Raw genomic sequence first — 22,189 nt, 5'->3', positions numbered from 1 at the left:
CTCACTTCCAGCTGTTCTCGATGTTGCCCAGCACGGTGGCGGTGTCCTTGCCGTTGATCCACTCGATCATGCCCTTCCAGAAGGTGCCGGTGCCCACGGCGGCCGGCATCAGGTCGGAGCCGTCGAAGCGGAACACGGTCTTCGGGTCCTGGAGGATGCCCACGGAGAGCTTGTCCACCGGGTTCGGGACGTTGGCCAGGTCGAGCTTCTTGTTCGCCGACACCCAGTCACCGATCTTGGCGCGGCTGTTGGCGTACTCGCCGGAGGCGAGGTAGGTCTGCACCGCCTGGACCTCGGGGCGGTCGGTGAAGGCCGCGACGAACTCGCCCGCGCCCAGCACCGGCTTGCCCTTGGCCGGGTCGATGGACGGGAAGTAGAACGCGAAGACGTCGCCGTCCTCGGCCACCTTGGTGCCCTTCGGCCACTGGTTGGCATAGAAGGACGCCTGCCGGTGCAGGGCGCACTTACCGGTGGTGATCGGGACGCCCGCCTCCTGGAAGGAGGTGGTGGCGATGCTCTTCACGCCGCCGAAGCCGCCGTTGACGTACTTCTCGTTCTTGAGGATGGTGCCGGCCCGGTTGAGCGCGTCGGCCACCTTTGGGTCGTTGAACGGGATGCCGTGGGTGGTCCACTGGTCGTAGACCTCGGGGCCGGCTGTACGCAGAAGCACGTCCTCGATCCAGTCGGTGGCCGGCCAGCCGGTGGCGTCCTGGGACTCGATGCCGGCGCACCACGGCTTGGTGCCGCTGGCCGCGATGGTGTCGGAGAGCTTGATCAGCTCGTCCCAGGTGGTCGGGGGCGCCCAGCCCTTCTCCTTGAAGGTCTTCGGCGAGTACCAGACGAACGACTTGACGTTCGAGCCCAGCGGGGCGCCGTAGAACTGGCCGTTGACGGTGCTGTACTTCAGCCAGTCGGGGGAGTAGTTCGCCTCGGCCTCGGTCTTGGTGGCGGCGGCGACAGGCTTGAGCTTGCCGGCGTCGGCGAACCGCTTGATCAGGCCGGGCTGCGGGATGAAGGCGAGATCGGGGGCGTTGCCACCGTCGACCCGCACGGTGATCTGGGCCTCGAACTCGCCGGAGCCCTCGTGGTCGATCTCGATGCCGGTGCAGTCCTCGAACTGCTTCCAGGACTGGGCCAGCCGGTCGGCCTCGATGTCCCGGATAGACGAGTAGGCGGTGACCTTCTTGCCGTCGAGGTCGCCGTACTTCTCAAATGCGGCGCACTCGGCGGAGCCCGCGTTGCTGCTCTTCTTGTCGTTGCCGGTGCCACAGGCGGCGGCGCCGAGGGCCAGCCCCAGCACGCCGGCGATCGCGAGAGCCTGGCGTGATCTGGCAAACGCCATGCCGTTCTCCTTCCTTGCCGGCGCGCCCACAGGTGGGGGAACCCGACGCCGGTCCGATGAGTCGTCCCCACATGTAAGCGCTTGCATCCCGATCGGTCCACCCCCCTGGTGGACACGGCCCGGTAACAATCACGAAACCCTCTCACCGCTGGTGGGCGCGCTCCCACCCGTGGTCACCGAATAGGGGTGGGCAGGGGTCCGTACCGCTTCCCATTGATGGCGATATCTGCCACCCTCAGGGCAGGACATCGAAGAATCTCTACATCGGAGGTGCTGGATGCGTAAACGGTGGTGGAGCTTGCTGGCAGCGTTTCTGCTGGCCACCGGAATCCTGGTGCCGGCCGGCCCGGCGTGGGCCGCGCCCACGTTCAAGGTGCCCTTCCCCTGCAACCAGTCCTGGTCCGGCCAGACCCGGTCGGACCACAGCCCGGCGAACGCGATCGACTTCAACCGCACCGACGACGTCGGTGACCCGGTGGTCGCCAGCGCCCCCGGCACCGTCGACCGGGTCACCGACCTCGGCGGTACGAGCTACGGCAAGTACGTCCGGATCGACCACGGCGGCGGCTACACGACCTACTACGCCCACCTCAACGGCTTCAACGTCTCGGTCGGGCAGCAGGTCGGCTACGGCAAGGTGATCGGCTGGGTCGGCTCCACCGGCGGCTCCACCGGCCCGCACCTGCACTACGAGCAGCGCCTCAACGGCGACGACATCAAGGTCAAGTTCAACGGCACGGTCGCGCTGTACTGGGGCACCAAGACGTACACCAGCGGCAACGGCTGCTCCAGCGGCACCGGGTCGGGCACGGTCGACACCGCCGGCACGCCCCTGACCGTGCGGTCCGGGCCGGGCACCGGCTACGCGTCGGTCGGCACGGTCGCCGACGGCACCAACGTCACCATCGGCTGCCAGACCAGCGGCACCACGGTCACCGGCACCTACGGCACCAGCGCGATCTGGGACCGGATCGGCTCCGGCCGGTTCATCGCCGACGCCTACGTCTACACCGGCCACGACGGCTACATCCCGAACGTGCCCCGCTGCTGAGACCGGACCCGTCGGGCCGGGGGCGGGTCCGCCCCCGGCCCGACGACGACCCCCGGGCCGCCCCGGGGCGGCGACGTCAGCTGTTGAGCTGCCAGATCGAGAAGTTCAACGCGGCGGCGAAGGTGACCCAGGCCCAGTAGGGCAGCAGCAGGGCCGCCGCCGGCCGGGAGATCCGCCAGAAGGCGACCACCGTCACGGCGATCGCCAGCCACATCAGCACGATCTCGGCGAAGGCCAGCCCGTAGCGGCCCGCGCCGAAGAAGAGCGGGGTCCAGATCGCGTTCAGCACCAGCTGGACCACCCAGGCCCAGACCGCCGGGCCGAAGCCGACCCGCCGCCAGACCAGCCAGCCGGCGACCGCGATCAACGCGTAGAGCAGGGTCCAGACCGGGCCGAACAGCCACGAGGGTGGGGCCCAGGCCGGCTGGCGCAGGGCGGCGTACTCGTCGCTGGTGCCGGACACCCCCAGCCCGCCGATCGCGGCGGCGACGGTGACGGCCGCGCCGAAGGCGAGCAGCATCCACCAGGTCCGCGCGGTGCCGGTCCGCCGGTCGCTCCGGGTTGTCTCCATGGTCAAGATATTTCCCCGGTACGCCCCGGCAAAAACCCGCCCCCGGCCCGGCGGGGGCCGGCCCGGTCGCGTCACCGGGCAGCGGTCGCTCCGGGCGGGGCACCACCCCCGCACAGCAGGACGCCGGGGTCGTCGGTGCCGGAGGCCCCTGTCTGGGAGGACGGGGCTTCCGGGGGCGACGACCCCGGCGGGTCAGGTGCGGGTACCGGCGTCAATTGAAGATGCTGACACCACCCGGGCCGACCAGAAGGCCGACCACGATGAGGACGATGCCCCACAGGATCTGCCGGCGGAACAGCGCGAGGATGCCGGCGACCACGAGTACGACTGCGAGAATCCAGAGAATCAGCTCCATGGCTGCTGAATACCCGGCTGCCCGAGCCCGAAAACCTGCTCCTCAGTCGATTTGATCTCCCAGGTGGAAGACGCTGTACGCCTGCTTGATCACCGGATGGGCGACGTTGCGTACCCGCACCCCGCCGGGGGTGACACCGCGTTCGGTGCCGGCGTGCGCGTGTCCGTGCAGGGCGAGCGCCGTCGGCGCCGAGTCGATCGCCTGACCCAGCTGGTACGACCCGAGGAACGGGTAGATCTCCAACGGCTCACCGGCCAGGGTGTCCGGCACGGGGGCGTAGTGGGTCAGCGCGACGAGCAGGTCGCAGTCCAGCCCGCGCAGCGCCTCACCCAACGCCGCTGCGCTCTCGTTGCTGGTCCGGACGAACGACTTCATCTCCGGCTCGCCGAAGTCGCTGGCGCACCGGCCGGCGAACCCGCCGCCGAAGCCCTTGACGCCGGCCACCCCGAGCCGGCCGCCGGGGCACTCCAGCACCGTGCCGGTCCCCTCCAGCACGGTGATCCCGGCGTCCTGGAGCACCTTGACCACCTGCGGCACCTGGTCGCACTGGTGGTCGTGGTTGCCGAGCACGGTGACCACCGGCACCCCGAGGCCGCCGAACTCCTGGGCGACACAGCGCGCCTCGGCCTCGGTGCCGTGCCGGGTCAGGTCACCGGCGAGCAGCAGCACGTCGGCGCAGTCGGGCAGCTCCTCCAGGGCCGGGCGGAACCGGCCCAGCACGTCGGCGTCCAGGTGGACGTCGCCGACGGCGGCGATCCGGATCATCGGGTCCTCCTCACGGCAGCTCCTCGACCTGGACCGGCGCCTGGGCGCGGATCACCCCGATGTCGCTGGTGATCGCCTCGTCCGGGAACCGTTCGGCCACCCGACGCAGGATCTCGGCCCGCCGTTGCGGGCTCTCCACCTCGCCGGTGAGGACCAGGCCGCGTTCCCGACGGACCACGGTGATGCCCTGCTCGGCGACGTCCGGGTCCTCGGTCAGCAGCCGTTGGATCGCCGCCTCGACGTACTCGTCCGGCGGGCCGGCGCTGTGCTCGGTCACGGGGTCTCCCTCTCCTCGGGGATACGGGCGTACGGCACCGGCGTCCCCCCGTACGGGACGACGTCGAGCCGGTCCAGCAACATCAGGAACGCTTCGGCGTACGGCGAGTGCTGGGTCTCCTTGCGTACCCGCTCCCAGTCGATCTGTTCGCGCAGCGACCGGGCCAGCGGCAGGCCCCGGGCGAAGTCGCAGTAGTGCTGGGAGAAGCTGAGCAGCTTGTGCACCATCAGCCGGGTCGCCGACAGCACCGGCATCCGGATGGCGTCCACCGGGCGGATCACGGTGTCGGCGAGGGTCTCGTGCGTCACCGGGGTCTCCACCGGCCGGTGGATCAGGTCCACCATCCGCCCGTCGTCGTAGACCTTGACCAGCCAGTCCTCTGGCGGGCGTTCGGCGGTGAAGCCCTCGTCGGTCAGCGCCTCCAACGCCCGCTCGACATGCTCCTCGGGGAGCAGGAAGTCCACGTCGTGCTCGCTGGAGTGGCCGCCGTGCGCATAGACGGCGAAGCTGCCGCCGAGCGCGAAGGGGATCTCGTTCTGCTTGAGCACGGCGGCGACCCGCTTGAGGGTGTGCAGGAGGCTGACGTCCCCGCGCTCGGCCATCTGGTCTCTCCCGTCGGTGGATGGTCGGTGGGAAATGACGTTGCGTACCCGGCTGCCCGCCCGCCCACACCTGGGCCGGTGGACCGATGCGGTCATCGCCCCCATCGGGGACCCGATCGGGCAGCGGGTGTGCGCGGGTCGGATAGTCTGTGCAGGGTGGCCAGATCACGGCGCGCGACCGACGGTAGGCCCCGACTGCGTCGCGTCGCGTTGATCGGCATCGACGGTTCGGGCAAGACCACCCAGGCGCACCGGCTCGCCGCCGCGCTGACCTCGGCCGGGCTGCCGGCCACCTACCACCGCAACGCGAGCGGTCGGCGTTGGCTCGGCCGGGTCGCCCACCGGTTCGGCCGCTCCGACGCACAGGGGCTGGTGGGCCGGGACGGGATGCTCGCCGTGGAGTCCGTGCTGCGCTGGCTGGCGATCGCCGCCGCGCTGCTCAGTTGCCTGGTGACCGGGCGGACCGCCGTGATGGACCGCTACTCCGCCTGCCAGTACGCCAGCATCCGGGCGCACGGTGGGCAGCGGTGGGAGCGGCTGGCGCGGGCTGGCTACCGGGTCTTTCCCGCGCCGCAGGTCACCTTTCTGCTCACCGTCGACCCGGTCGAGGCGTACCGGCGCATCGAGCGACGGGGTGAGGACCACGAGACGATGGGCTGGTTGACCGCCGCCGACGCGGCCTACCGGTCGTTGCCCGAGTACCCGGGTTTCGTGGTGGTCGACGCGGGAGGCGGGCCGGACGAGGTGTCCCGGCGGATCCGGGCGCACCTGGCGCGTTGGCTGCCGCCGGAGGAGGGGGCCGGCCCGGTGGCCGTTGATCCGCCGGACGACACCGGACCGTCCGCCCCGGCGACCGACGGCGTCGGGCGGGAGCCGGTCGCCGCCCAGGCCCGACCGTAGACCGAGGCGATTCCACCGGACCGGCCGAGGTGCGTCAGGCTGCGCAAATGGGAGTCTGTGCCGGAACGCCCCCGGTGCCGGGGGATACTTCCTGTCGGATACGCGCGGTCATGGTTGACGGCTCGCGGCTCATGAAAGTAAGTTTCATCCGTGGCGAAGAGTCCGAAGATTTCTGTGAGTCACGAGCCGGGTGGGCTGATCGTCCACATCAGCGGCCTGCTCCCGTCGCTGTCCCCCGCCGAGCAGCGGGTCGCCCGCCTGGTCGTCGCCGACCCCGCCGACGCCGCCCGACGGACCATCACCGACCTCGCCACCGCCGCCGAGACCTCCGAGGCCACCGTCATCCGGTTCTGCCGGTCCGTCGGCATGGACGGCTATCCGCAGCTGCGGATCCGGCTCGCCGCCGAGGCCGCCCGCCGGATCGAGCCGCCGGACGCCCGGGTGGTCGGTGGGGACATCCCGCCCGGCGCCGACCTGGCCCAGATCATCGCCACCATCGCCTTCAACGACGCCCGGGCCGTCGAGGAGACCGCCCAGCAGCTCGACCCGGCCGTCTGCGAGCAGGTCGTCGAGGCGATCGTCGGCGCGGGCCGGATCGAGGTCTACGGTGCCGGCGCGAGCGGGTTCGTCGCCTCCGACTTCCAGCAGAAGCTGCACCGCATCGGCCGGATCGCCTTCTCCTTCCCGGACGTGCACACCGCGCTGACCTCCGCCGCGCTGCTCGGCAAGGGCGACGTGGCGGTCGGCATCTCGCACACCGGCACCACCTCCGACGTGATCGAGGTGCTCGAACAGGCCCGCACCCGGGGCGCGGTCACCGTCGCGCTGACCAACTTCCCCCGTTCGCCGATCACCGAGGTCGCCGACTTCGTCCTCACCACCGCCGCCCGCGAGACGACGTACCGCTCGGGCGCGATGGCAAGCCGGCTGGCGCAGCTCACCGTGGTCGACTGCCTCTTCGTGGGGGTGGCCGCCCGGAACCGGGCACGGGCCCGCCGGGCGCTCGAGGTCACCGCCGAGGCGGTGCGGACACACCGGGTGGGCGGCAGTCGGAGGCGTTCGTGACCACCGGCCCGACCGGGCCGGACGACACGGTGGAGCAGCAGGGCACCGAGGGTGTGGTCGACCTGCGGCCGGTGGTCCGGGTCGGTGCGCCCACCGAACGGCGCAACCCGTACAGCACCGATCTCGACCTGATGTCGACCCGCGACGTGCTCACCGTCATCAACGACGCCGACCGGCGGGTGCCCGCGGCGGTGGCGGCCGTGCTGGACGAGATCGCGGTGACCGTCGACCTCGCGGTGACCGCGCTGCGCGGCGGGCACCGGGTGCACTACTTCGGCGCCGGCACGTCCGGCCGGCTCGGTGTGATCGACGCCGCCGAGCTGGCCCCCACCTTCAACTCGCCGCGCGGCTGGTTCTGCGCGCACCTGGCCGGTGGCCCGGACGCGATGTGGCAGGCCGTGGAGGACGCCGAGGACGACCTGCGCGGCGGCGCGGCGGAGGCCGCCCGGTGCGTGGCCGCCGGGGACCTGGTGGTCGGACTGGCGGCCAGCGGGCGCACACCGTACGTCCTCGGTGCGCTCGGTGCGTCCCGGGAGCGCAGCGCCTCGACCGTGTTGCTCTGTGCCAATCCGGAGGTCCGGGCAGCCGGCGAGGTCGACGTGGTCATCGGGGTCGACACCGGCCCCGAGGTGGTGACCGGTTCGACCCGGATGAAGGCGGGCACCGCGCAGAAGTTGGTGCTGAACACCTTCTCCACGGCGGTGATGGTGCGACTGGGTCGGGTCTACTCCAACCTGATGATCGACATGGTGGCCACCAACGCCAAGCTGCGGGGCCGCATGATCTCCATCCTGATCGAGGCGACCGGGTGCACCGAGGAGGTCTCCCGGCGGGCCCTGCACGAGGCCGACGGCGACCTCAAGACCGCACTGGTCTCGCTGCTCTCCGGTGCCGAGATCGCCGTGGCACGGGCCGCGCTGGTCCGTACCGCGCACCAGGTCCGTGGCGCGATCGCCCTGCTCGCGTCCTGATCCGTCCCGGTTCCCACCCCCGAGCCGCCCGGTGCGGTGCGGTTCCCGACCCCTGCCGTGGCGTCCCACCGGCCCGGACGCCGGGCCGTAGTGATGGAGAACACCGTGCCACCGGGACGTCCGTCACGACGCCGATTGTTGTTCGGGGCGTGGGGTAATCCAGGAGTGCCGGATGAACCAACCGGTCCACCGGCCCGTATCTGGCAGTGACCGGGATCGCCGTCGGACGGTGACGAGGGTCGCTCCGGGTCGGAGTGTCGCAATGGCGCGACACTCGGAATTCGGTCGGCGACACCACGTCCCACCAGCGCCGACCCGGAGGACGTCAGCAGTCCCACGGGGAGGCTGACAGCAAACGTGGACCGGGCTTTCAGCTGGCACTCAGGCATTCGTGACACTTTCGACTCACGACATGGAATCCCCGACCCGTCCGAACTGTTGTGCAGGTGTCAGCACCGGCTGGGCAGCGGGGGAGGGCTGATGGACGTGGGGATGGCAAGGAACCGGGCAACCGGCGCGAGCGAGGGGACCGTGGACACCGTGGACAAGAACATCGGCATGCGAACCGACGAGGTCGCCGAGGAGCGTGACCTGGTCGGCGTCTACCTTCACGAGATCTCCCGGACGCCACTGCTGGACGCCGCCAAGGAGGTCGACCTCTCCAAGGCGATCGAGGCCGGGCTCTACGCCGAGCACCTGCTCGGCGAGGACCGGGTTCCCGACGGGGCCGACCGGGACGACCTGGAGCGGCTGGTCGTCGAGGGGGAACGGGCGAAGGATCTCTTCATCCGGGCCAACCTGCGGCTGGTCGTGTCGATCGCCCGCCGGTACGTGCGGTCCGGGATGCCTATGCTGGATCTGATCCAGGAGGGCAACACCGGTCTGGTGCGCGCGGTCGAGAAGTTCGACTACGAGCGGGGCTACAAGTTCTCCACCTACGCCACCTGGTGGATCCGTCAGGCGATCAGCCGGGCGATCGCCCAGCAGGAGCGTACGGTGCGGCTGCCCGTGCACCTGGTCGAGGACGTCAACCGGATGCGCAACGTGGCCCGCCAACTCACCCGTGAGCTGGGCAGCGACCCGGAGCCGGAGCAGATCGCGACGGCACTGGGCGTCACCGTGGAGCGGGTCAACGAGCTGCGGCGCTGGTCGCAGGACACCGTTTCGCTGGACACCCCGGTCGGCGACGACGGCGACACCAACCTCGGTGACCTGGTCGCCGACAGTGACGCCCCGTCGCCGGAGGACATCGTCCTCACCGGGTTGGAGCGGCAGCGCATCGAGGGCCTGCTCAACCACCTCGACGACCGGTCCGCCGGCATCATGCGGGCCCGGTACGGCCTGGAGGACGGGCGGGAGCACTCGCTGACCGAGGTCGCGTCGCGCTTCTCGCTCTCGCGCGAGCGGATCCGGCAGTTGGAGATCCAGGCGCTCGGCCGGCTACGCGAGCTGGCCCGCGCGGAGGGCCTCCAGGCGGCCTGAGTCGGCCCGGTCGGGCGTACCACCCGACCCCGAACCGAGCGGCCCGTCAACGGTATGAGCTGGTAGTAATGACGGCGAACGGCCGGCGTCCGATAGGGGGACGCCGGCCGTTCGCCGTTGCCGTAACGGTCAGCGGACCCGACCGTAGCCGGCGATGCTCATCATGTTCATCTTGCGTTTGAGCACGTTGCGGCCCGCGCTCGGCGCGTCGATCACCTGACCGCCGCCGACGTAGAGGGCCACGTGCCCCAACCCCGAATAGAAGACCAGGTCGCCGGGGCGTAGCTCGCCACGGCTGACCCGGGAGGTCGCGTTCCACTGCATCGCCGCGTTGTGCGGCAGCCGCTTGCCGGCGGACCGCCACGCGGCCAGGGTCAGGCCGGAGCAGTCGTACCCGTTGGGTCCTTCGGCCCCCCAGACGTACGGCTTGCCGATCGCGCCGTAGGCGTACCGGACGGCGGCTCCGGCGCTGCCGGAGACGGCCGGTGCGTCGGGGGTGTCGGCGGAGGCGGAACTCTTCGGCTTCTTCACCGGTGCCTCGGTCGCCCGACCGTACGCCGCCCGGCGCATCTCGTAGAGCTCCGCCAGGTCCTGCTCGATGCGCTTCTTGGTCTTGGCGACCGCCCGGGACTGGGCGGCCTGCCGGGCCAGGGTGCTGTCGAGGCGGGCCTTCTGGTCGAGCAGCGCCCGCTGGTCGGCGGTGTATCCGTCGATCTGCTGTTGGCGGTGCCGGGTGAGCTGGTCGAGGGTGCCGAGCCGGTCGACCAGCGAGCCTCCGGCCGGGTCGAGGATCGCCTCGGCGGTGCGCAGCCCACCGGTCTTGTAGGCGGTGGCGGCGATCTGCCCCACGGCGGCGCGGCTCTGCGCGGCCTGGGCCTCCAGCGGGCCGATCCGCGCGTGCAGACCGGCTGCGGTGGCCTGGTTCGTCTTGATCTCCTCGTTGAGCTTGTTGTACGACTCGACGATCCGTTCCAGCTCCGCCGAGGACCTCTCGATCCGGGCGGTGAGGTCGGCGACCGACGGTTCGGCCCGGACCGGCGCCGACGGGGCGATCAGCGCGGCCGACAGGCCGGCGACCGCCAGGGTTCGCAGCAGCATCCGTAAGGACGACAAGAGCGGAAGACTCCTCTCCCACCGGTCACCGGAGGATGCTGAGCCCCCGGTGACACCGGCCGGGCCCGTCCGGATGGACGGCCGTTTACCGTGCCGGCCCGATCAACCTAACCTGTGGCGGGAGTGACGCGCAGACAAAGCCGCGGCGAATGTTGGCGGAGCGCTGCGGCGGGTCGTTGTGGCAGGTGGCGCCGGTGGTGCCCGGCGGACGACCGGGCATCGACTTCTGAGTGGTTGGCGAGGAAGGTCCCATTCGTCGTTCCAGACGGATGCCGGCGTGGATCGAGACGGTAAAGCCGGATAAAACCGAATTGGTGGTCAGATGCCGGCGGTCGGGTAGGTGGCGCTCGTCGGAACTGTCGGAAATCGGAGCGCGGGCCGGGCGTGCCGGCAACAGAATGGAGCCCCGGCCGGGAATCCCGCCGTGCGCAGATGGCGTCGCGGTGGGGTCCACCGGCCCCGCCGGCCCCCTGGGAGGACGCCGTGCAGGCAGACCGCACCAGCACCCGACCGCCGCCACGCTGGTCCCGACCGACCACCCTGTTGTACGCCCGGCCCGGGATCGTGGTGACCACCGAACGGTTCACCGCCGGCCGGAGCAGCTACGCCGTCGCCGACCTCACCCACCTACGGACCGGACGGGGGCCGCACGACCGGCTCGCCGCCCGGATCGTCACGCTCGCCGCCGTCGGCGCGGGCACGGCCGGTGTGCTGCTCGGTTTCACCGGAGGGCTGGAGCGGCTCACCGCCGGGGCGTACCTGGGGCTGGGCGTGGTGTGCCTGCTGCCCGTGCTGCTGGTGCTGCTCGGAGACCGCTGGCGGCCACCGGCCCACGAACTGCACGGCCACTGCCACGGCACCGAGCTGCTGCTGTTCAGCAGCGACGACCGGGAGCAGTTCGACCAGGTGGTCGACGCCCTGCACCAGGCCCGCGAACAACACCGCTACCCCGACGCCGACGACCCGTCACCCACCACCCGCCACTGGCGACCGACCCGCTGACACCGGCCGCCGTCAGAGAGCCGCGGGCTCCGGCGTACGGGGGTGCGCGGTGGCCGCCAGCTCGCGGGTCACCTTCCGCTCCGCCACGAACGACACGAACGGCACCGTGCCGGCGAGCATCACCAGCAGCATCCGCTTCAACGGCCAGTCCACCCGACGCCCCAGATCGAAGGTGGCGGCCAGGTAGAGCAGATAGAGCCAGCCGTGTGCGGTGCCGACGACCGCCACCACGATCGGCTCGTCGAACGCGTACTTCAGTGGCATGCCGATCAGCACCAGCACGGCCAGCGCCACGCCCACGATCCAGGCGATCACGCGGTACCGGGTAAGGGCTCCGCCCACCGTCGTCCGTCCTTCCGACCGGCCTCAGCCGGGATAGTCGCCGGGCCTCGCGCCCGGATTGTCGTTCAACCAGGTCAGATAGCGGTTGTACGCGGCCAGGTCGGCGTCGTCCGCACCGTCGGCCGGGGCGGCCGGCACCCGGGTGACCCGCACCGGGCGGCGTACCGTCGGGGTGGCCGGTCCGGGGGAGGCCGCCCCGCTGGGGTCCGGCGCGGTGGTCGACGGCGACCCGGCGCGCGGACCACGCAGCGTGTGCCGGACCTCACGCCACCAGACGAAGACCACGAAGCCGGCGAAGATCGGCCACTCCACCGCGTACGCCCAGCTCAGCGTGTTGCCGGAAGCGGCCCGGCTGATCTGCCACCAGCCCAGCGCCAGGAAGCCCGTCACCAGGACGACCAGGGCCACGTGGCGGAGGATCCACGCCGGTGTCCAGAGCCGCTTCATGCCGTCGAGGGTACCGGGACGGCACGCCGTCTCCGACGCGGCGTCGTAGCCAGCGCGCCGACGGGTTTGGTGACACCTGGTCTGGGCAACCGTCTAGACACCAGCCCAGTCGAACCCGAGGGGGCGACATGACCGCATCAGCGCACCGGTCCGGCGACGGCAGCCCGGAGCAGCGCATGCCCGAGTGGGACGGCGACCACGTCCACCACCCGACCACCGTGCTCTCCGAAACCGACGGCGAACTGATCGGGGTGGACCCGGCCGAACTCGGCGACGACGACCTGATCCGCGAACTGCAGAGCCTGCACCGCACCCGGCTCGACACGCTCCGGCACGCCGCCGACTCGGCGCTCGCCAACCACCTGCGGCGCACCGCCGAACTGGAGACCGAGTACCTGGCCCGGCACCCCGGCCGCGAGGTGGACCCGCACCGGCTGCGGGGGGCGTGATGGCCACCCCCGCCGAGCGCGGCATGTCCGCGCCGCCCGAGGTGGTGTTCAGCACCGCCACCGACCCCGACCGGATCGACGCCTGGTTGCCCGCGCCGCTGCGGGCCGACGGCGCGGCCCCGACCAGTCGGTACGACCACGAGTTGCGGGCCCGCTGGGACGGCCCGGACGGGGCGGCCGAACTGGAGGTCACCCCGGGCGACTCCGGCGGTGCCCGGGTGCGGCTGGAACTGCCCGCCGGGTCGGCCGCCGGGCTGGCCGACGAGTCCCTGGCCAACCTCGAACGCGAGGTCGCCGAGAACCTCACTGCGGGTTGATCCGACGGATGCCACGAACCGCCCACTGATGCGAACGACGAGCGAGGAGCCCCGGTGACCGACGGTGGTCTGAAGCAGAAGGTGGCGCGACTGCGCCAGGCGTACGCGCCGCACGAGCACCGGCCGCTGGGCGGCTACCTGGCCGCGATGGGCACCTACGCCGGGGTGACCGCGTCCATCGCGGCACTGGTGAAGGTGACCGGCCGGCCGGTGCCCGAACGGCCCGCCCCGGGCGACGTGGTGCTGCTGGCCGTCGCCACCCACAAGCTGAGCCGGCTGCTGTCCAAGGACGCGGTGACCAGCCCGCTACGGGCCCCGTTCACCCGCTACGACCGCCCGATCGGCAGCGGCGAGGTGATGGAGCAGGTCCGCGACCAGGGCAGCTCCACCCGGCACGCGATCGGTGAGCTGCTCAGCTGCCCGTTCTGCCTGGCCGTGTGGGTGGCCACCGGGCTCACCGGCGGCCTGGTGCTGGCCCCCCGGCTGACCCGGCTGGTGGCGACCGCGCTGACCGCCGTCGCCGCGTCCGACTTCCTCCAGATGGGGTACGCGGTGGCACAGCAGGCCGCCGAGGGCGGCCGGCACGACGAGGGGTGACCCGTACGCGGAAGGGGCCGGCGGATCGTGTCCGCCGGCCCCTTCCCGTCATCCGTCGCCGCCCGCTCAGGTGGGGGTGGTGCCGTGGTCCTCGCCCGCCCAACCGCGCGACGCCTCCGGTTCCCGCTCGTCGGCGTCCGCGCCGGTGATCACGTCCCGGTCGACGGCGGTCCGGTCGTGCTCGTTGGCGAAATCCGGCTCGGGCAGGGTGTCCAGTCCTTCGGGGGGCTGGCCGAGGGCCGGCACCCGCTCGTGGTGTTCCTCATGGTCGGACATCTCGATCTCCTCTCGGCAGCCGGCGGCGTGACCCCGGCATCCGGCTCACCCCGGTGACGGCCGGTCAGCCTGCCGACCCACCCAGCAGGTCGGCCACCTCGTCCACCGCGTACTCCCCCTCGGGGAGGGCGGCGACCCGGGTGAGCAGCTCCGCCGGCAGGTCCGCGCTGACCGCCGAGCGGTAGATGTCGGCCTGGCTGAGCCGTTCCTGGCCGTGGTAGATCTCGTCCAGCAGCTCGTCGAGCTGCCGGAGGTCCGGCTGGTCGGTCCCGGGCAGGTCGCCGGTCATGGGCGCGTCGTCGGTCACCCCGCCCTGCTACCCGGGGCCGAAACGGTCAAACCCGTCAGGCCGGGGTGGGCAGGGTGGCCCGGCGGGCCCGGACGGCGGCCCCGAGGTGCTCCAGCACCTCCGCGGTGGTGTCCCAGTCGATGCAGGCGTCGGTGACCGACCGGCCGTAGGTCAGCTCCCGGGTCGGGTCCAGGTCCTGGCGGCCCTCCAGCAGGAAACTCTCCAACATGATGCCGACGATGCCGCGCTGACCGGCGGCGAGCTGGGCGGCCACGTCGGCGGCCACCCTCGGCTGGTTGCGGTGGTCCTTGCCGCTGTTGGCGTGGCTGGCGTCGACCACCAGCCGCTCCGGCAGCCCGGCCGCCCGCAGCAGGTCCAACGCCCCGGCCACCGACTCGGCGTCGTAGTTGGGTCGGCCCCCGCCGCCGCGCAGCACCAGGTGCCCGTCGGCGTTGCCCCGGGTGTGCATGATCGCCGGGGTGCCGGAGACGTCGATGCCGGGGAAGACGTGCGGCACCCCGGCGGCCCGGATCGCGTCCACGGCGGTGCCGATGCTGCCGTCGGGGCGGTTCTTCATACCGATCGGCATGGACAGGCCGGAGGCGAGCTGCCGGTGCACCTGGCTCTCCACCGTCCGGGCCCCGATCGCGCCCCAGGCCACCGTGTCGGCGATGTACTGCGGGGTGATCGGGTCGAGGAACTCGCAGCCCACCGGCAGCCCCAACCGGACCACGTCGCGCAGCAGCGCCCGCGCGGTACGCAGGCCGGTGTTCACGTCGCCGGAACCGTCAAGCGCCGGATCGTTGATCAGGCCCTTCCAACCCACCGTGGAACGCGGCTTCTCGAAGTAGACCCGCATCACCACCAGCAGGTCGTCGGCGTGCCGGTCGGCAGCCTCGCGCAGCAGGTGCGCGTACTCCAGTGCCGCCGCCGGGTCGTGCACCGAGCATGGGCCGACCACCACCAGCAGCCGGTCGTCGGCGCGGTCCAGCACCCGGCCGACGTCACGCCGACCGGCCAGCACGGCCGAGGCCAGCGGCGGGTCCAGGGGCAGCTCGTGCAGGAGCAGGGCGGGGGTGGTCAGCGGCACGACACGGTCGATCCGCTGGTCGATGACCGCGCCGTTGTCCGGGGTGGGCCCGTTGTCCGGGGTCGTCACGGTGGGAGTCCTTCCGCCGACCGTGCCCGGGGCCGGTGCCCGGGTCGAGCCGGCTGCTCGTAAACAGAAGGGCAGGAAGCTCAAGGCTCCTGCCCGGCCGGCTCGAAACGCGGTGACGTCAGCTCATGGTGAGGTCACCGGCTCCGCAGCCGGCTGCCTAAACCATCGATACGTACGCGTCACGCCCGCAAGCGTACCCGAGGCGGAGGCAAGGACTCATCCGCCCGTCGGCCAACCCTCGTCTGACGTTCACCTCCGGCACTGCCACCGTCGGTAACTTCGGCGGCACCGCTCGCATCCCCCGGAGGTTCCGATGGACCGTCGTACCGTCCTGCGCGCCACCGTCGCCGGTGGGGCCGCCGCCTTCGCCGGCAGCCTCTGGTCCGGCGCCGCGTCCGCCGCACCGGCCCAGCCCGGCACCGGCCCCTACGGGCCGCTCGGCAGCGCCGACGGCAACGGCCTCCAACTCCCCGCCGGCTTCACCAGCCGGGTGATCGCCCGCTCCCGGCAGACGGTGCCGGGCACCTCGTACGCCTGGCATCCCGCGCCCGACGGCGGCGCCTGCTTCGCCGCCGGCACCGGCTGGATCTACGTCTCCAACTCGGAGGTCACCCCCAGCGGCGGCGCGTCGGCGGTGCGGTTCGCCGCCGACGGCACGGTCACCTCCGCGTACCGCATCCTGTCCGGCACCAACCAGAACTGCGCCGGTGGCGCGACCCCGTGGGGCACCTGGCTGTCCTGCGAGGAGATCAGCCGGGGCTTCGTCTACGAGACCTACCCGCAGGGCGGCACCGCCGCGGTGCAGCGCCCCGCGCTGGGCCGGTTCAAACACGAGGCGGCGGCGGCCGACCCGGTCCGCCAGGTGATCTACCTGACCGAGGACGAGACCGACGGCTGCTTCTACCGGTTCCGCCCCACCGTCTGGGGTGACCTCTCCGCCGGCACCCTGGAGGTGCTGGTCGCCGGCACCGCCACCAGCGGCCCGGTGAGCTGGGCCCGGGTGCCCGACCCGGACGGCTCGCCGACGGCCACCCGCAACCAGGTCGCCGGGGCGAAGCGGTTCACCGGCGGCGAGGGCTGCTGGTACGCCGACGGCACCTGCTGGTTCACCACCAAGGGCGACAACCGGGTCTGGGCGTACGACGCGGTCGGCCAGCGCATCGACCTCGCGTACGACGACTCGCTGGTGACCGGCGCCGCCCCGCTGACCGGGGTGGACAACATCACCGGCACCCGCTCCGGTGACCTCTACGTCGCCGAGGACGGCGGCAACATGGAGATCAACCTGATCACCCCGAGCGGGGTGGTGACGCCGTTCCTGCGGATCACCGGGCAGTCCTCCTCGGAGATCACCGGGCCGGCGTTCTCCCCCGACGGCAGCCGGCTCTACTTCTCCTCCCAGCGCGGCACGGCCGGCATCTCCGCCGGTGGCATCACCTACGAGGTGCGCGGCCCGTTCCGTTCCTGACCACACCCACCCCCGCCCCGCCTCCCGGGTGGCATGTGTGAAGGTTCGTTGCGGGTGGGGGAGTTTGTGGCGTGGCGGGGGCGTCGATGGGGTATCGACATCGACATGATGACCCACGAGCAGAGCGACCAGGAACGGGTGGAGTCCCGGGCCCACCTGCTGCCCGAGGAGGCGGCGGTCGGCAGCGACGACCCGCAGGCCCAGGCCGAGGCGATCCTCGCCGAGTCGGATCTCCGCGAGGCCGACCAGGGGGCCGCCCCCGACACGGTGCTGGAACACCGCACCTCCGAAGAGACCGTCCCCCCGATCGAACCCCCCGACTGACCCGTCCGACTGACCCGCCCCGCCCCGGCCGCTGCCCTGTTCCTGTCCACGGCTCACCAGTCCAGTCCCGTCCTGATCCATTCCGTATCGCGCTGGCCCGTTCCAGTCCCGTCCTGATCGGAAGCGGGATGGCCGGGGCGAGGGGCGGCCGGGCGGTCAGGAGCGGGATGGCCGGGGTGCGGGGCGGCGGGGGCGAGGGCGGTCGGGCAAGAGATGGTCAGGGCAAGAGGTGGTCAGGAGTGGGGTGGCGGCGCGGCGTGGCCGGGTGACGACACGTCGCCATCGCGACCTGGAGATCGGATAGCGTCGGGTCATGCCCGACAGCGGTTACCCCTGGCCCATCGAGACGACCCGACTGGACAACGGCCTGCGCGTGGTGGTGAGCGAGGACCGCACCGCCCCGGCGGTCGCGGTCAACCTCTGGTACGACGTGGGCTCCCGCCACGAGCCGGCGGGCCAGACCGGCTTCGCCCACCTCTTCGAGCACCTGATGTTCGAGGGCTCGGTCAACGTCGCCAAGACCGAACACATGAAACTGATCCAGGGTTCCGGTGGCTCACTCAACGCCACCACCAACCCGGACCGCACGAACTACTTCGAGACCGTCCCGGCCGAGCACCTGGAACTGGCCCTGTGGCTGGAGGCCGACCGGATGGGCGGGCTGGTCCCCGCGCTGACCCAGCATACCCTGGACAACCAGCGGGACGTGGTCAAGAACGAGCGTCGACAGCGCTACGAGAACGTCCCGTACGGCGACGCGTGGCTGCGGCTGCTCCCGCTGCTCTATCCGCCGGGGCACCCTTACCACCACGCGACGATCGGGTCGATGGCCGATCTGAACGCCGCCGACCTGGCCACCTTCCAGGCGTTCCACCAGACCTACTACGCGCCGGACAACGCCGTGCTCACCGTGGTCGGCGACGCCACCGCCGCCGAGGTGTTCGCGCTGGCGCAGCGGTACTTCGGGGCGATCCCGGCCCGTGGGGACATCCCCGCCGCGCCGGACGGCCACACCGTCGCCCGCACCGGTCGGCCCGCCGTCGAGACGGTCACCGCCGAGGTACCGGCCGCCCGGGTGTACGTCGCGCACCGCACCCACCCGTTCGGCAGCCCCGGCTACGACGTGGCCACGGTGGCCGCCACCGTGCTCGGCAGCGGCCGGGGCAGCCGGCTCTACCAGCGGCTCGCCGACGGCGAACGGCTCGCCCAACCGGACCTGGTCGGCGCGTACGGGGTGGATCTGGCGCACGCCCCGGCACCGGTGATCGCCACCGCCACCGCCCGCCCCGGGGTGAGCGCGCAACGGCTCGCCGCAGGGGTCGCCGAGGTGGTCGACGAACTCGCCACCGTGCCGGTCACCGCCACCGAGCTGGACCGGGCCAAGGCGCTGCTCAGCACCGCGTGGTGGCGGCAGATGGCCACGGTGGACGGCCGGGCCGACGCCCTCGGCCGGTACGCCACCCAGTTCGGCGACCCGGCGAAGACCGCCGACCGGCTGCCCGGCTGGCTGTCGGTGACCGCCGGGCAGATCGCCGAGCTGGCCGCCGACCTGTTCACCCCCACCGACCGGGTGACCCTGACCTACCTGCCGGAGGAGACCTCATGACGCTGATCACCACCCGGCCGGGCCCGGGCACCGCCCGCCCGTACCGGTTCCCGACGGTGGTCCGGCGGGACGTCGCCGGTGGCCGGGTGGTCGCCGCGCACCTGCCCGGCCAGAATCTCGCCGTGGCGCTGCTGCTGCTCGACGCGGGCGCCGGCCGGGAACCGGTGGGCAAGGAGGGGCTCGGCGCGGTGCTGGCCAAGGCGTTGGAGGAGGGCACCGCGCACCGGGACGCCACCGGTTTCGCGCTGGCCGTCGAGGGCCTCGGCACCGAACTGGCCACCGGCCTGGACTGGGACACCTTCCAGGTCAGCGTGCAGGTGCCGGTGGACCGGCTCGGCGCGGCCGTGGAGTTGCTCGCCGAGGCGGTGCGGACGCCCCGGCTCGACCCGGACGACGTGCGTCGGGTCCGCGACGACGAGGCGACCGCGTTGCGGATGGACTGGGCCAACCCCGGCCCGCGCGCCGACGCGGTGTTGCGCGCCGACCTGTTCGGTGCGCAGCACCGGTGGGGCCGTCCGCTGTACGGCGACCCCGACTCGGTGGCCGGACTGGACGTGGAGGACGTCACCGTCTTCCACTCCGAGTGGTTCCTGCGCCCCGGCACCCTGGTCGTCGCCGGTGACCTGGACCGGCTCGACCTGGACGCGTTGGGCGCGGCGGCCTTCGCCGGCACCGGCGGCGGTCCCGTCGAGCGGGGCGGCCCGATCGAGGTGCCGTTGCCCACCGGCCGGCGGATCATCCTGGTGGACCGGCCCGGGTCGGTGCAGTCCACGCTGCGGCTGGGGCACCCGGCGCCGCACCGCGCCCACCCCGACCACGTGCCGATGACGCTCGCCGGCACCGTGCTGGGTGGGGCGTTCACCTCCCGGCTCAACCACCTGATCCGCGAGGTACGCGGCTACACGTACGGCATCCGGGGCGACTTCGCCTCGTCCCGCCGGTTCGGCCGGTTCGCGGTCAGCTCCGGGGTGCAGACGGCGGTGACCGCGCCGGCCCTGGTCGAGGCGGTCGGCGAGATCACCCGTACCCGGGTGGGTGGGGTGACCGAGGACGAGCTGGCGGTGGCCCGGTCCTGGCGGGCGGGCCAGCTCTCGGTCGAGTTGCAGAGCCCGCGGGCGATCGCCTCGGCGTTGACCACCCTGGTCGTGCACGACCTGCCCGACGACTACCACGCCCGGTTGCGGGAGGCGTTGCTCGCCGCCGACGTGGCGCAGGTCTCCGCGGCTGCCGCCACCCACCTGCACCCGGAGGCGTTGACCCTGGTCATCGAGGGCGACGCGGCACTGATCCGCGACGAACTGGTCGCCTCCGGCCTCGGCGAGGTGACCGACCACGCCGGTTGACCGGCGTCCGGCGGGGTGAGCGGCCATGCCGGTGGGATGGCGTCCGGCGGGTGCGTGGCCACGGGGGTGAGGACCGGGTGGTGCCCGGGGCGGTGTGATTCCGGTCGCGTCGCCCCGGGCCGGCCGGGCCCGGCCGGCGGCGCGAATGCTGCGGCCGGACGGCCCGGTCGCGGCCGATCCTGCGGGAGTTCGGGGCGTACCGTCGGGTGGTTTGCGGTCCGGTGGCCGGCCGGGGCGGCGGCCCGACAGGCGGGCGGCGATCCGGGCGGTGGGAAACGTTTCCCGCCGTGGGCCTGCGGCTGGGTAGCCTCGCGGGCATGAGGATCGGCATTGTGGGAGCCACCGGCCAGGTCGGTGGGGTCATGCGGCAGGTGCTGGCGGAACGCGAGTTCCCGGCGGAGCAGGTGCGGTTGTTCGCCTCGGCCCGGTCGGCCGGGCGCACTCTGCCCTGGCGGGACGGCGAGGTCGCGGTGGAGGACGCGGCGACCGCCGACTACTCCGGGTTGGACATCGTGCTCTTCTCCGCCGGCAAGGGCACCGCGAAGGAGTTGGCCCCCCGGGTCGCCGCGACCGGCGCGGTGGTGATCGACAACTCGTCGGCGTTCCGCACCGACCCGCAGGTGCCGCTGGTCGTCGCCGAGGTCAACCCGCACGCGCTCGCCGACCGGCCGAAGGGCATCGTCGCCAACCCGAACTGCACCACGATGGCCGCGATGCCGGTGCTGCGCCCGCTGCACGACGAGGCCGGGCTGATCAGCCTGGTCGTCGCCACCTACCAGGCGGTCTCCGGGGCCGGCCTGGCCGGGGTCGCCGAGCTGGACGAGCAGGTCCGCAAGGTCGTCGAGGGGGCCACCGCACTGGCCCACGACGGGTCTGCCGTGGAGTTCCCCGCGCCGCGCTCCTTCGCCCGGCCGATCGCCTTCAACGTGCTCCCGCTGGCCGGTTCGATCGTCGACGACGGCTCGTTCGAGACCGACGAGGAGCAGAAGCTGCGCAACGAGAGCCGCAAGATCCTGGAGATCCCCGAGCTGAAGGTCTCCGGCACCTGCGTCCGGGTGCCCGTGTTCACCGGCCACTCGTTGCAGATCAACGCCCGGTTCGCCCGGCCGATCACCCCGCAGCGGGCCCGGGAGCTGCTCGACGGTGCGCCCGGGGTGACCCTGTCGGACATCCCGACGCCGTTGCAGGCGGCCGGCCAGGACCCGACCTTCGTCGGCCGGCTGCGCGCCGACGAGACCGTCGAGCACGGCCTCGCGCTGTTCTGCGCCAACGACAACCTGCGCAAGGGTGCCGCGTTGAACGCGGTGCAGCTCGCCGAGCTGGTCGCCGCCGAGCTGCGTTGACGGTCGCCGGGCCGCGCTGATGGTCGCCGGGCTGGACTGACGGCTGCCGGGCTGCGCTGAGCGGGGTGTTACCTGCTCGGGGCCGGCGGGTAGACCGCCGTGCCGACACCGAGAGGGGAGCACCATGACAACGGTCGGAGAGTTCATGACGACCCGGTTGGTGACGATGGACGGCAACGACACCCTCGCCGCCGCCGCGCAGGAGATGCGGGACAGCGCCATCGGTGACGTGGTGGTGACTAAGGGTGACGATGTGGTGGGGATCGTGACGGACCGGGACATTACGGTCCGGGGGGTGGCCCAGGATCTGGACCCGAACCGGGCCCGGCTCAGCGAGATCACCAGCCGGGACGTGATCACGGTCAGCCAGTACGACGACGCGGTCGCCGCCGCCGACCTGATGCGCACCTACGCCGTACGCCGGCTGCCGGTGGTGGACGACGGTCGGCTGGTGGGCCTGGTGTCGATGGGTGATCTCGCGGTGGAGCGGGAACCCCAGTCGGTGCTCGCGGACATCAGCGCCGACGACCCCAACAACTGACCTGCCGCCACGGCCACGACGCCGGGCCCCCGGGAACCTCCGGGGGCCCGGCGTCGTCGCTGTCTGCGGGTGCCGCTGGCCGCCCTCCGCCGGGTGGGGCCGGGCCGGCCGCCGGGCGGGCGGGTCCTCACCCGATCCGGGCGAGGTTGGCGGCGGGCCCGGCGGGCACCCGGTGCGGGTACTGGCAGGCGC

Annotated in this window: 27 protein-coding genes; 15 read left to right on the top strand and 12 right to left on the bottom strand. The window is 72.4% G+C overall.

Going from position 1 to position 22,189, the window contains the following annotated elements:
* Position 1: 1 nt before the first annotated feature.
* Positions 2 to 1,342, bottom strand: a complete 1,341-nt coding sequence (locus AB0C22_RS12615; RefSeq protein ID WP_219464396.1) for an ABC transporter substrate-binding protein — start codon at positions 1,340 to 1,342, stop codon at positions 2 to 4.
* A 298-nt stretch (positions 1,343 to 1,640) separates the two neighbouring features.
* Here AB0C22_RS12615 and AB0C22_RS12610 point away from each other — a divergent pair, with 298 nt between their 5' ends.
* A complete protein-coding gene (locus tag AB0C22_RS12610) occupies positions 1,641 to 2,393 on the top strand; it encodes a peptidoglycan DD-metalloendopeptidase family protein (RefSeq protein ID WP_357534949.1) in 753 nt (250 codons plus the stop codon).
* A 76-nt stretch (positions 2,394 to 2,469) separates the two neighbouring features.
* On the opposite strand, the gene AB0C22_RS12605 is transcribed toward AB0C22_RS12610, so the two are convergent.
* From AB0C22_RS12605 to AB0C22_RS12585, 5 genes are all read right to left on the bottom strand, one after another.
* Positions 2,470 to 2,964, bottom strand: coding sequence for a TspO/MBR family protein (locus tag AB0C22_RS12605; RefSeq protein ID WP_219464394.1), 495 nt, complete (start codon positions 2,962 to 2,964; stop codon positions 2,470 to 2,472).
* A gap of 211 nt (positions 2,965 to 3,175) precedes the next feature.
* Entirely contained in the window at positions 3,176 to 3,319 is a 144-nt protein-coding gene (locus AB0C22_RS12600; RefSeq protein ID WP_007464364.1) for a GPGG-motif small membrane protein, read from the bottom strand.
* A gap of 42 nt (positions 3,320 to 3,361) precedes the next feature.
* On the bottom strand, positions 3,362 to 4,084 hold the full coding sequence (locus tag AB0C22_RS12595; RefSeq protein ID WP_219464393.1) for a metallophosphoesterase: 723 nt from the start codon (positions 4,082 to 4,084) through the stop codon (positions 3,362 to 3,364).
* A 10-nt stretch (positions 4,085 to 4,094) separates the two neighbouring features.
* A complete protein-coding gene (locus AB0C22_RS12590) occupies positions 4,095 to 4,361 on the bottom strand; it encodes a hypothetical protein (RefSeq protein ID WP_219464392.1) in 267 nt (88 codons plus the stop codon).
* Positions 4,358 to 4,963, bottom strand: coding sequence for a nucleotidyltransferase (locus tag AB0C22_RS12585; protein ID WP_208568468.1), 606 nt, complete (start codon positions 4,961 to 4,963; stop codon positions 4,358 to 4,360). The genes AB0C22_RS12590 and AB0C22_RS12585 overlap by 4 nt, the downstream gene beginning before the upstream one ends.
* Positions 4,964 to 5,119: 156 nt before the next feature.
* On the opposite strand from AB0C22_RS12585, the gene AB0C22_RS12580 reads away from it, so the two are divergent.
* From AB0C22_RS12580 to AB0C22_RS12565, 4 genes are all read left to right on the top strand, one after another.
* Positions 5,120 to 5,863, top strand: coding sequence for a thymidylate kinase (locus AB0C22_RS12580; RefSeq protein WP_219464391.1), 744 nt, complete (start codon positions 5,120 to 5,122; stop codon positions 5,861 to 5,863).
* A gap of 150 nt (positions 5,864 to 6,013) precedes the next feature.
* Positions 6,014 to 6,928: a MurR/RpiR family transcriptional regulator gene (locus tag AB0C22_RS12575; RefSeq protein ID WP_208568470.1), complete on the top strand. Its 915-nt coding sequence runs from the start codon at positions 6,014 to 6,016 to the stop codon at positions 6,926 to 6,928.
* Between the two features lie 71 nt (positions 6,929 to 6,999).
* The gene (locus AB0C22_RS12570; RefSeq protein ID WP_357535263.1) at positions 7,000 to 7,899 is read left to right on the top strand and encodes an N-acetylmuramic acid 6-phosphate etherase; all 900 of its coding nucleotides are present in this window, start codon (positions 7,000 to 7,002) and stop codon (positions 7,897 to 7,899) included.
* Between the two features lie 492 nt (positions 7,900 to 8,391).
* Positions 8,392 to 9,381, top strand: coding sequence for a sigma-70 family RNA polymerase sigma factor (locus AB0C22_RS12565; protein WP_208568471.1), 990 nt, complete (start codon positions 8,392 to 8,394; stop codon positions 9,379 to 9,381).
* Between the two features lie 129 nt (positions 9,382 to 9,510).
* Here the strand turns inward: AB0C22_RS12565 and AB0C22_RS12560 are convergent, their stop codons facing one another.
* Positions 9,511 to 10,494 (bottom strand): C40 family peptidase, encoded by a 984-nt coding sequence (locus AB0C22_RS12560; RefSeq protein WP_219464390.1) that lies wholly within the window; start codon positions 10,492 to 10,494, stop codon positions 9,511 to 9,513.
* Positions 10,495 to 10,977: 483 nt separating this feature from the next.
* Here AB0C22_RS12560 and AB0C22_RS12555 point away from each other — a divergent pair, with 483 nt between their 5' ends.
* Positions 10,978 to 11,496 carry a DUF6232 family protein gene (locus AB0C22_RS12555; RefSeq protein ID WP_219464389.1) on the top strand — a complete coding sequence of 173 codons (519 nt, stop codon included), beginning with the start codon at positions 10,978 to 10,980 and terminating at the stop codon, positions 11,494 to 11,496.
* A gap of 12 nt (positions 11,497 to 11,508) precedes the next feature.
* Here the strand turns inward: AB0C22_RS12555 and AB0C22_RS12550 are convergent, their stop codons facing one another.
* On the bottom strand, positions 11,509 to 11,838 hold the full coding sequence (locus AB0C22_RS12550) for a DUF3817 domain-containing protein (protein WP_208568474.1): 330 nt from the start codon (positions 11,836 to 11,838) through the stop codon (positions 11,509 to 11,511).
* 24 nt (positions 11,839 to 11,862) lie between these two features.
* Complete coding sequence (locus tag AB0C22_RS12545) at positions 11,863 to 12,285, bottom strand: hypothetical protein (RefSeq protein WP_219464388.1); 423 nt, start codon at positions 12,283 to 12,285, stop codon at positions 11,863 to 11,865.
* Between the two features lie 128 nt (positions 12,286 to 12,413).
* Here AB0C22_RS12545 and AB0C22_RS12540 point away from each other — a divergent pair, with 128 nt between their 5' ends.
* Genes AB0C22_RS12540 through AB0C22_RS12530 form a run of 3 tightly spaced genes read left to right on the top strand, consistent with a single transcriptional unit; the run spans position 12,414 to position 13,648 of the window.
* Positions 12,414 to 12,734 carry a DUF6158 family protein gene (locus AB0C22_RS12540; RefSeq protein WP_208568476.1) on the top strand — a complete coding sequence of 107 codons (321 nt, stop codon included), beginning with the start codon at positions 12,414 to 12,416 and terminating at the stop codon, positions 12,732 to 12,734.
* A complete protein-coding gene (locus AB0C22_RS12535; protein ID WP_219464387.1) occupies positions 12,734 to 13,051 on the top strand; it encodes a hypothetical protein in 318 nt (105 codons plus the stop codon). The genes AB0C22_RS12540 and AB0C22_RS12535 overlap by 1 nt, the downstream gene beginning before the upstream one ends.
* Positions 13,052 to 13,105: 54 nt before the next feature.
* The gene (locus AB0C22_RS12530; RefSeq protein ID WP_219464385.1) at positions 13,106 to 13,648 is read left to right on the top strand and encodes a DUF1360 domain-containing protein; all 543 of its coding nucleotides are present in this window, start codon (positions 13,106 to 13,108) and stop codon (positions 13,646 to 13,648) included.
* A 66-nt stretch (positions 13,649 to 13,714) separates the two neighbouring features.
* On the opposite strand, the gene AB0C22_RS12525 is transcribed toward AB0C22_RS12530, so the two are convergent.
* From AB0C22_RS12525 to AB0C22_RS12515, 3 genes are all read right to left on the bottom strand, one after another.
* Positions 13,715 to 13,924 (bottom strand): hypothetical protein, encoded by a 210-nt coding sequence (locus tag AB0C22_RS12525; protein WP_219464383.1) that lies wholly within the window; start codon positions 13,922 to 13,924, stop codon positions 13,715 to 13,717.
* Positions 13,925 to 13,988: 64 nt separating this feature from the next.
* Entirely contained in the window at positions 13,989 to 14,231 is a 243-nt protein-coding gene (locus AB0C22_RS12520; RefSeq protein WP_208568480.1) for a hypothetical protein, read from the bottom strand.
* Between the two features lie 37 nt (positions 14,232 to 14,268).
* Positions 14,269 to 15,372, bottom strand: coding sequence for a 3-deoxy-7-phosphoheptulonate synthase (locus tag AB0C22_RS12515; RefSeq protein ID WP_208568481.1), 1,104 nt, complete (start codon positions 15,370 to 15,372; stop codon positions 14,269 to 14,271).
* Positions 15,373 to 15,685: 313 nt separating this feature from the next.
* On the opposite strand from AB0C22_RS12515, the gene AB0C22_RS12510 reads away from it, so the two are divergent.
* From AB0C22_RS12510 to AB0C22_RS12485, 6 genes are all read left to right on the top strand, one after another.
* Positions 15,686 to 16,840, top strand: coding sequence for an alkaline phosphatase PhoX (locus AB0C22_RS12510; protein ID WP_357534943.1), 1,155 nt, complete (start codon positions 15,686 to 15,688; stop codon positions 16,838 to 16,840).
* 54 nt (positions 16,841 to 16,894) lie between these two features.
* The gene (locus AB0C22_RS12505; protein WP_307799436.1) at positions 16,895 to 17,164 is read left to right on the top strand and encodes a hypothetical protein; all 270 of its coding nucleotides are present in this window, start codon (positions 16,895 to 16,897) and stop codon (positions 17,162 to 17,164) included.
* Between the two features lie 313 nt (positions 17,165 to 17,477).
* A complete protein-coding gene (locus AB0C22_RS12500; RefSeq protein ID WP_219464381.1) occupies positions 17,478 to 18,770 on the top strand; it encodes a pitrilysin family protein in 1,293 nt (430 codons plus the stop codon).
* On the top strand, positions 18,767 to 20,113 hold the full coding sequence (locus AB0C22_RS12495) for a pitrilysin family protein (protein ID WP_219464380.1): 1,347 nt from the start codon (positions 18,767 to 18,769) through the stop codon (positions 20,111 to 20,113). The genes AB0C22_RS12500 and AB0C22_RS12495 overlap by 4 nt, the downstream gene beginning before the upstream one ends.
* A gap of 317 nt (positions 20,114 to 20,430) precedes the next feature.
* Positions 20,431 to 21,456, top strand: a complete 1,026-nt coding sequence (locus AB0C22_RS12490; RefSeq protein WP_357534941.1) for an aspartate-semialdehyde dehydrogenase — start codon at positions 20,431 to 20,433, stop codon at positions 21,454 to 21,456.
* A 124-nt stretch (positions 21,457 to 21,580) separates the two neighbouring features.
* Entirely contained in the window at positions 21,581 to 21,997 is a 417-nt protein-coding gene (locus tag AB0C22_RS12485) for a CBS domain-containing protein (RefSeq protein WP_219464378.1), read from the top strand.
* Positions 21,998 to 22,189: the final 192 nt, after the last annotated feature.

The organism is Micromonospora sp. NPDC048894, from assembly GCF_040649765.1.
Lineage (GTDB): Bacteria > Actinomycetota > Actinomycetes > Mycobacteriales > Micromonosporaceae > Micromonospora > Micromonospora antibiotica.
This window is presented reverse-complemented; position numbering and strand designations above follow the sequence as displayed.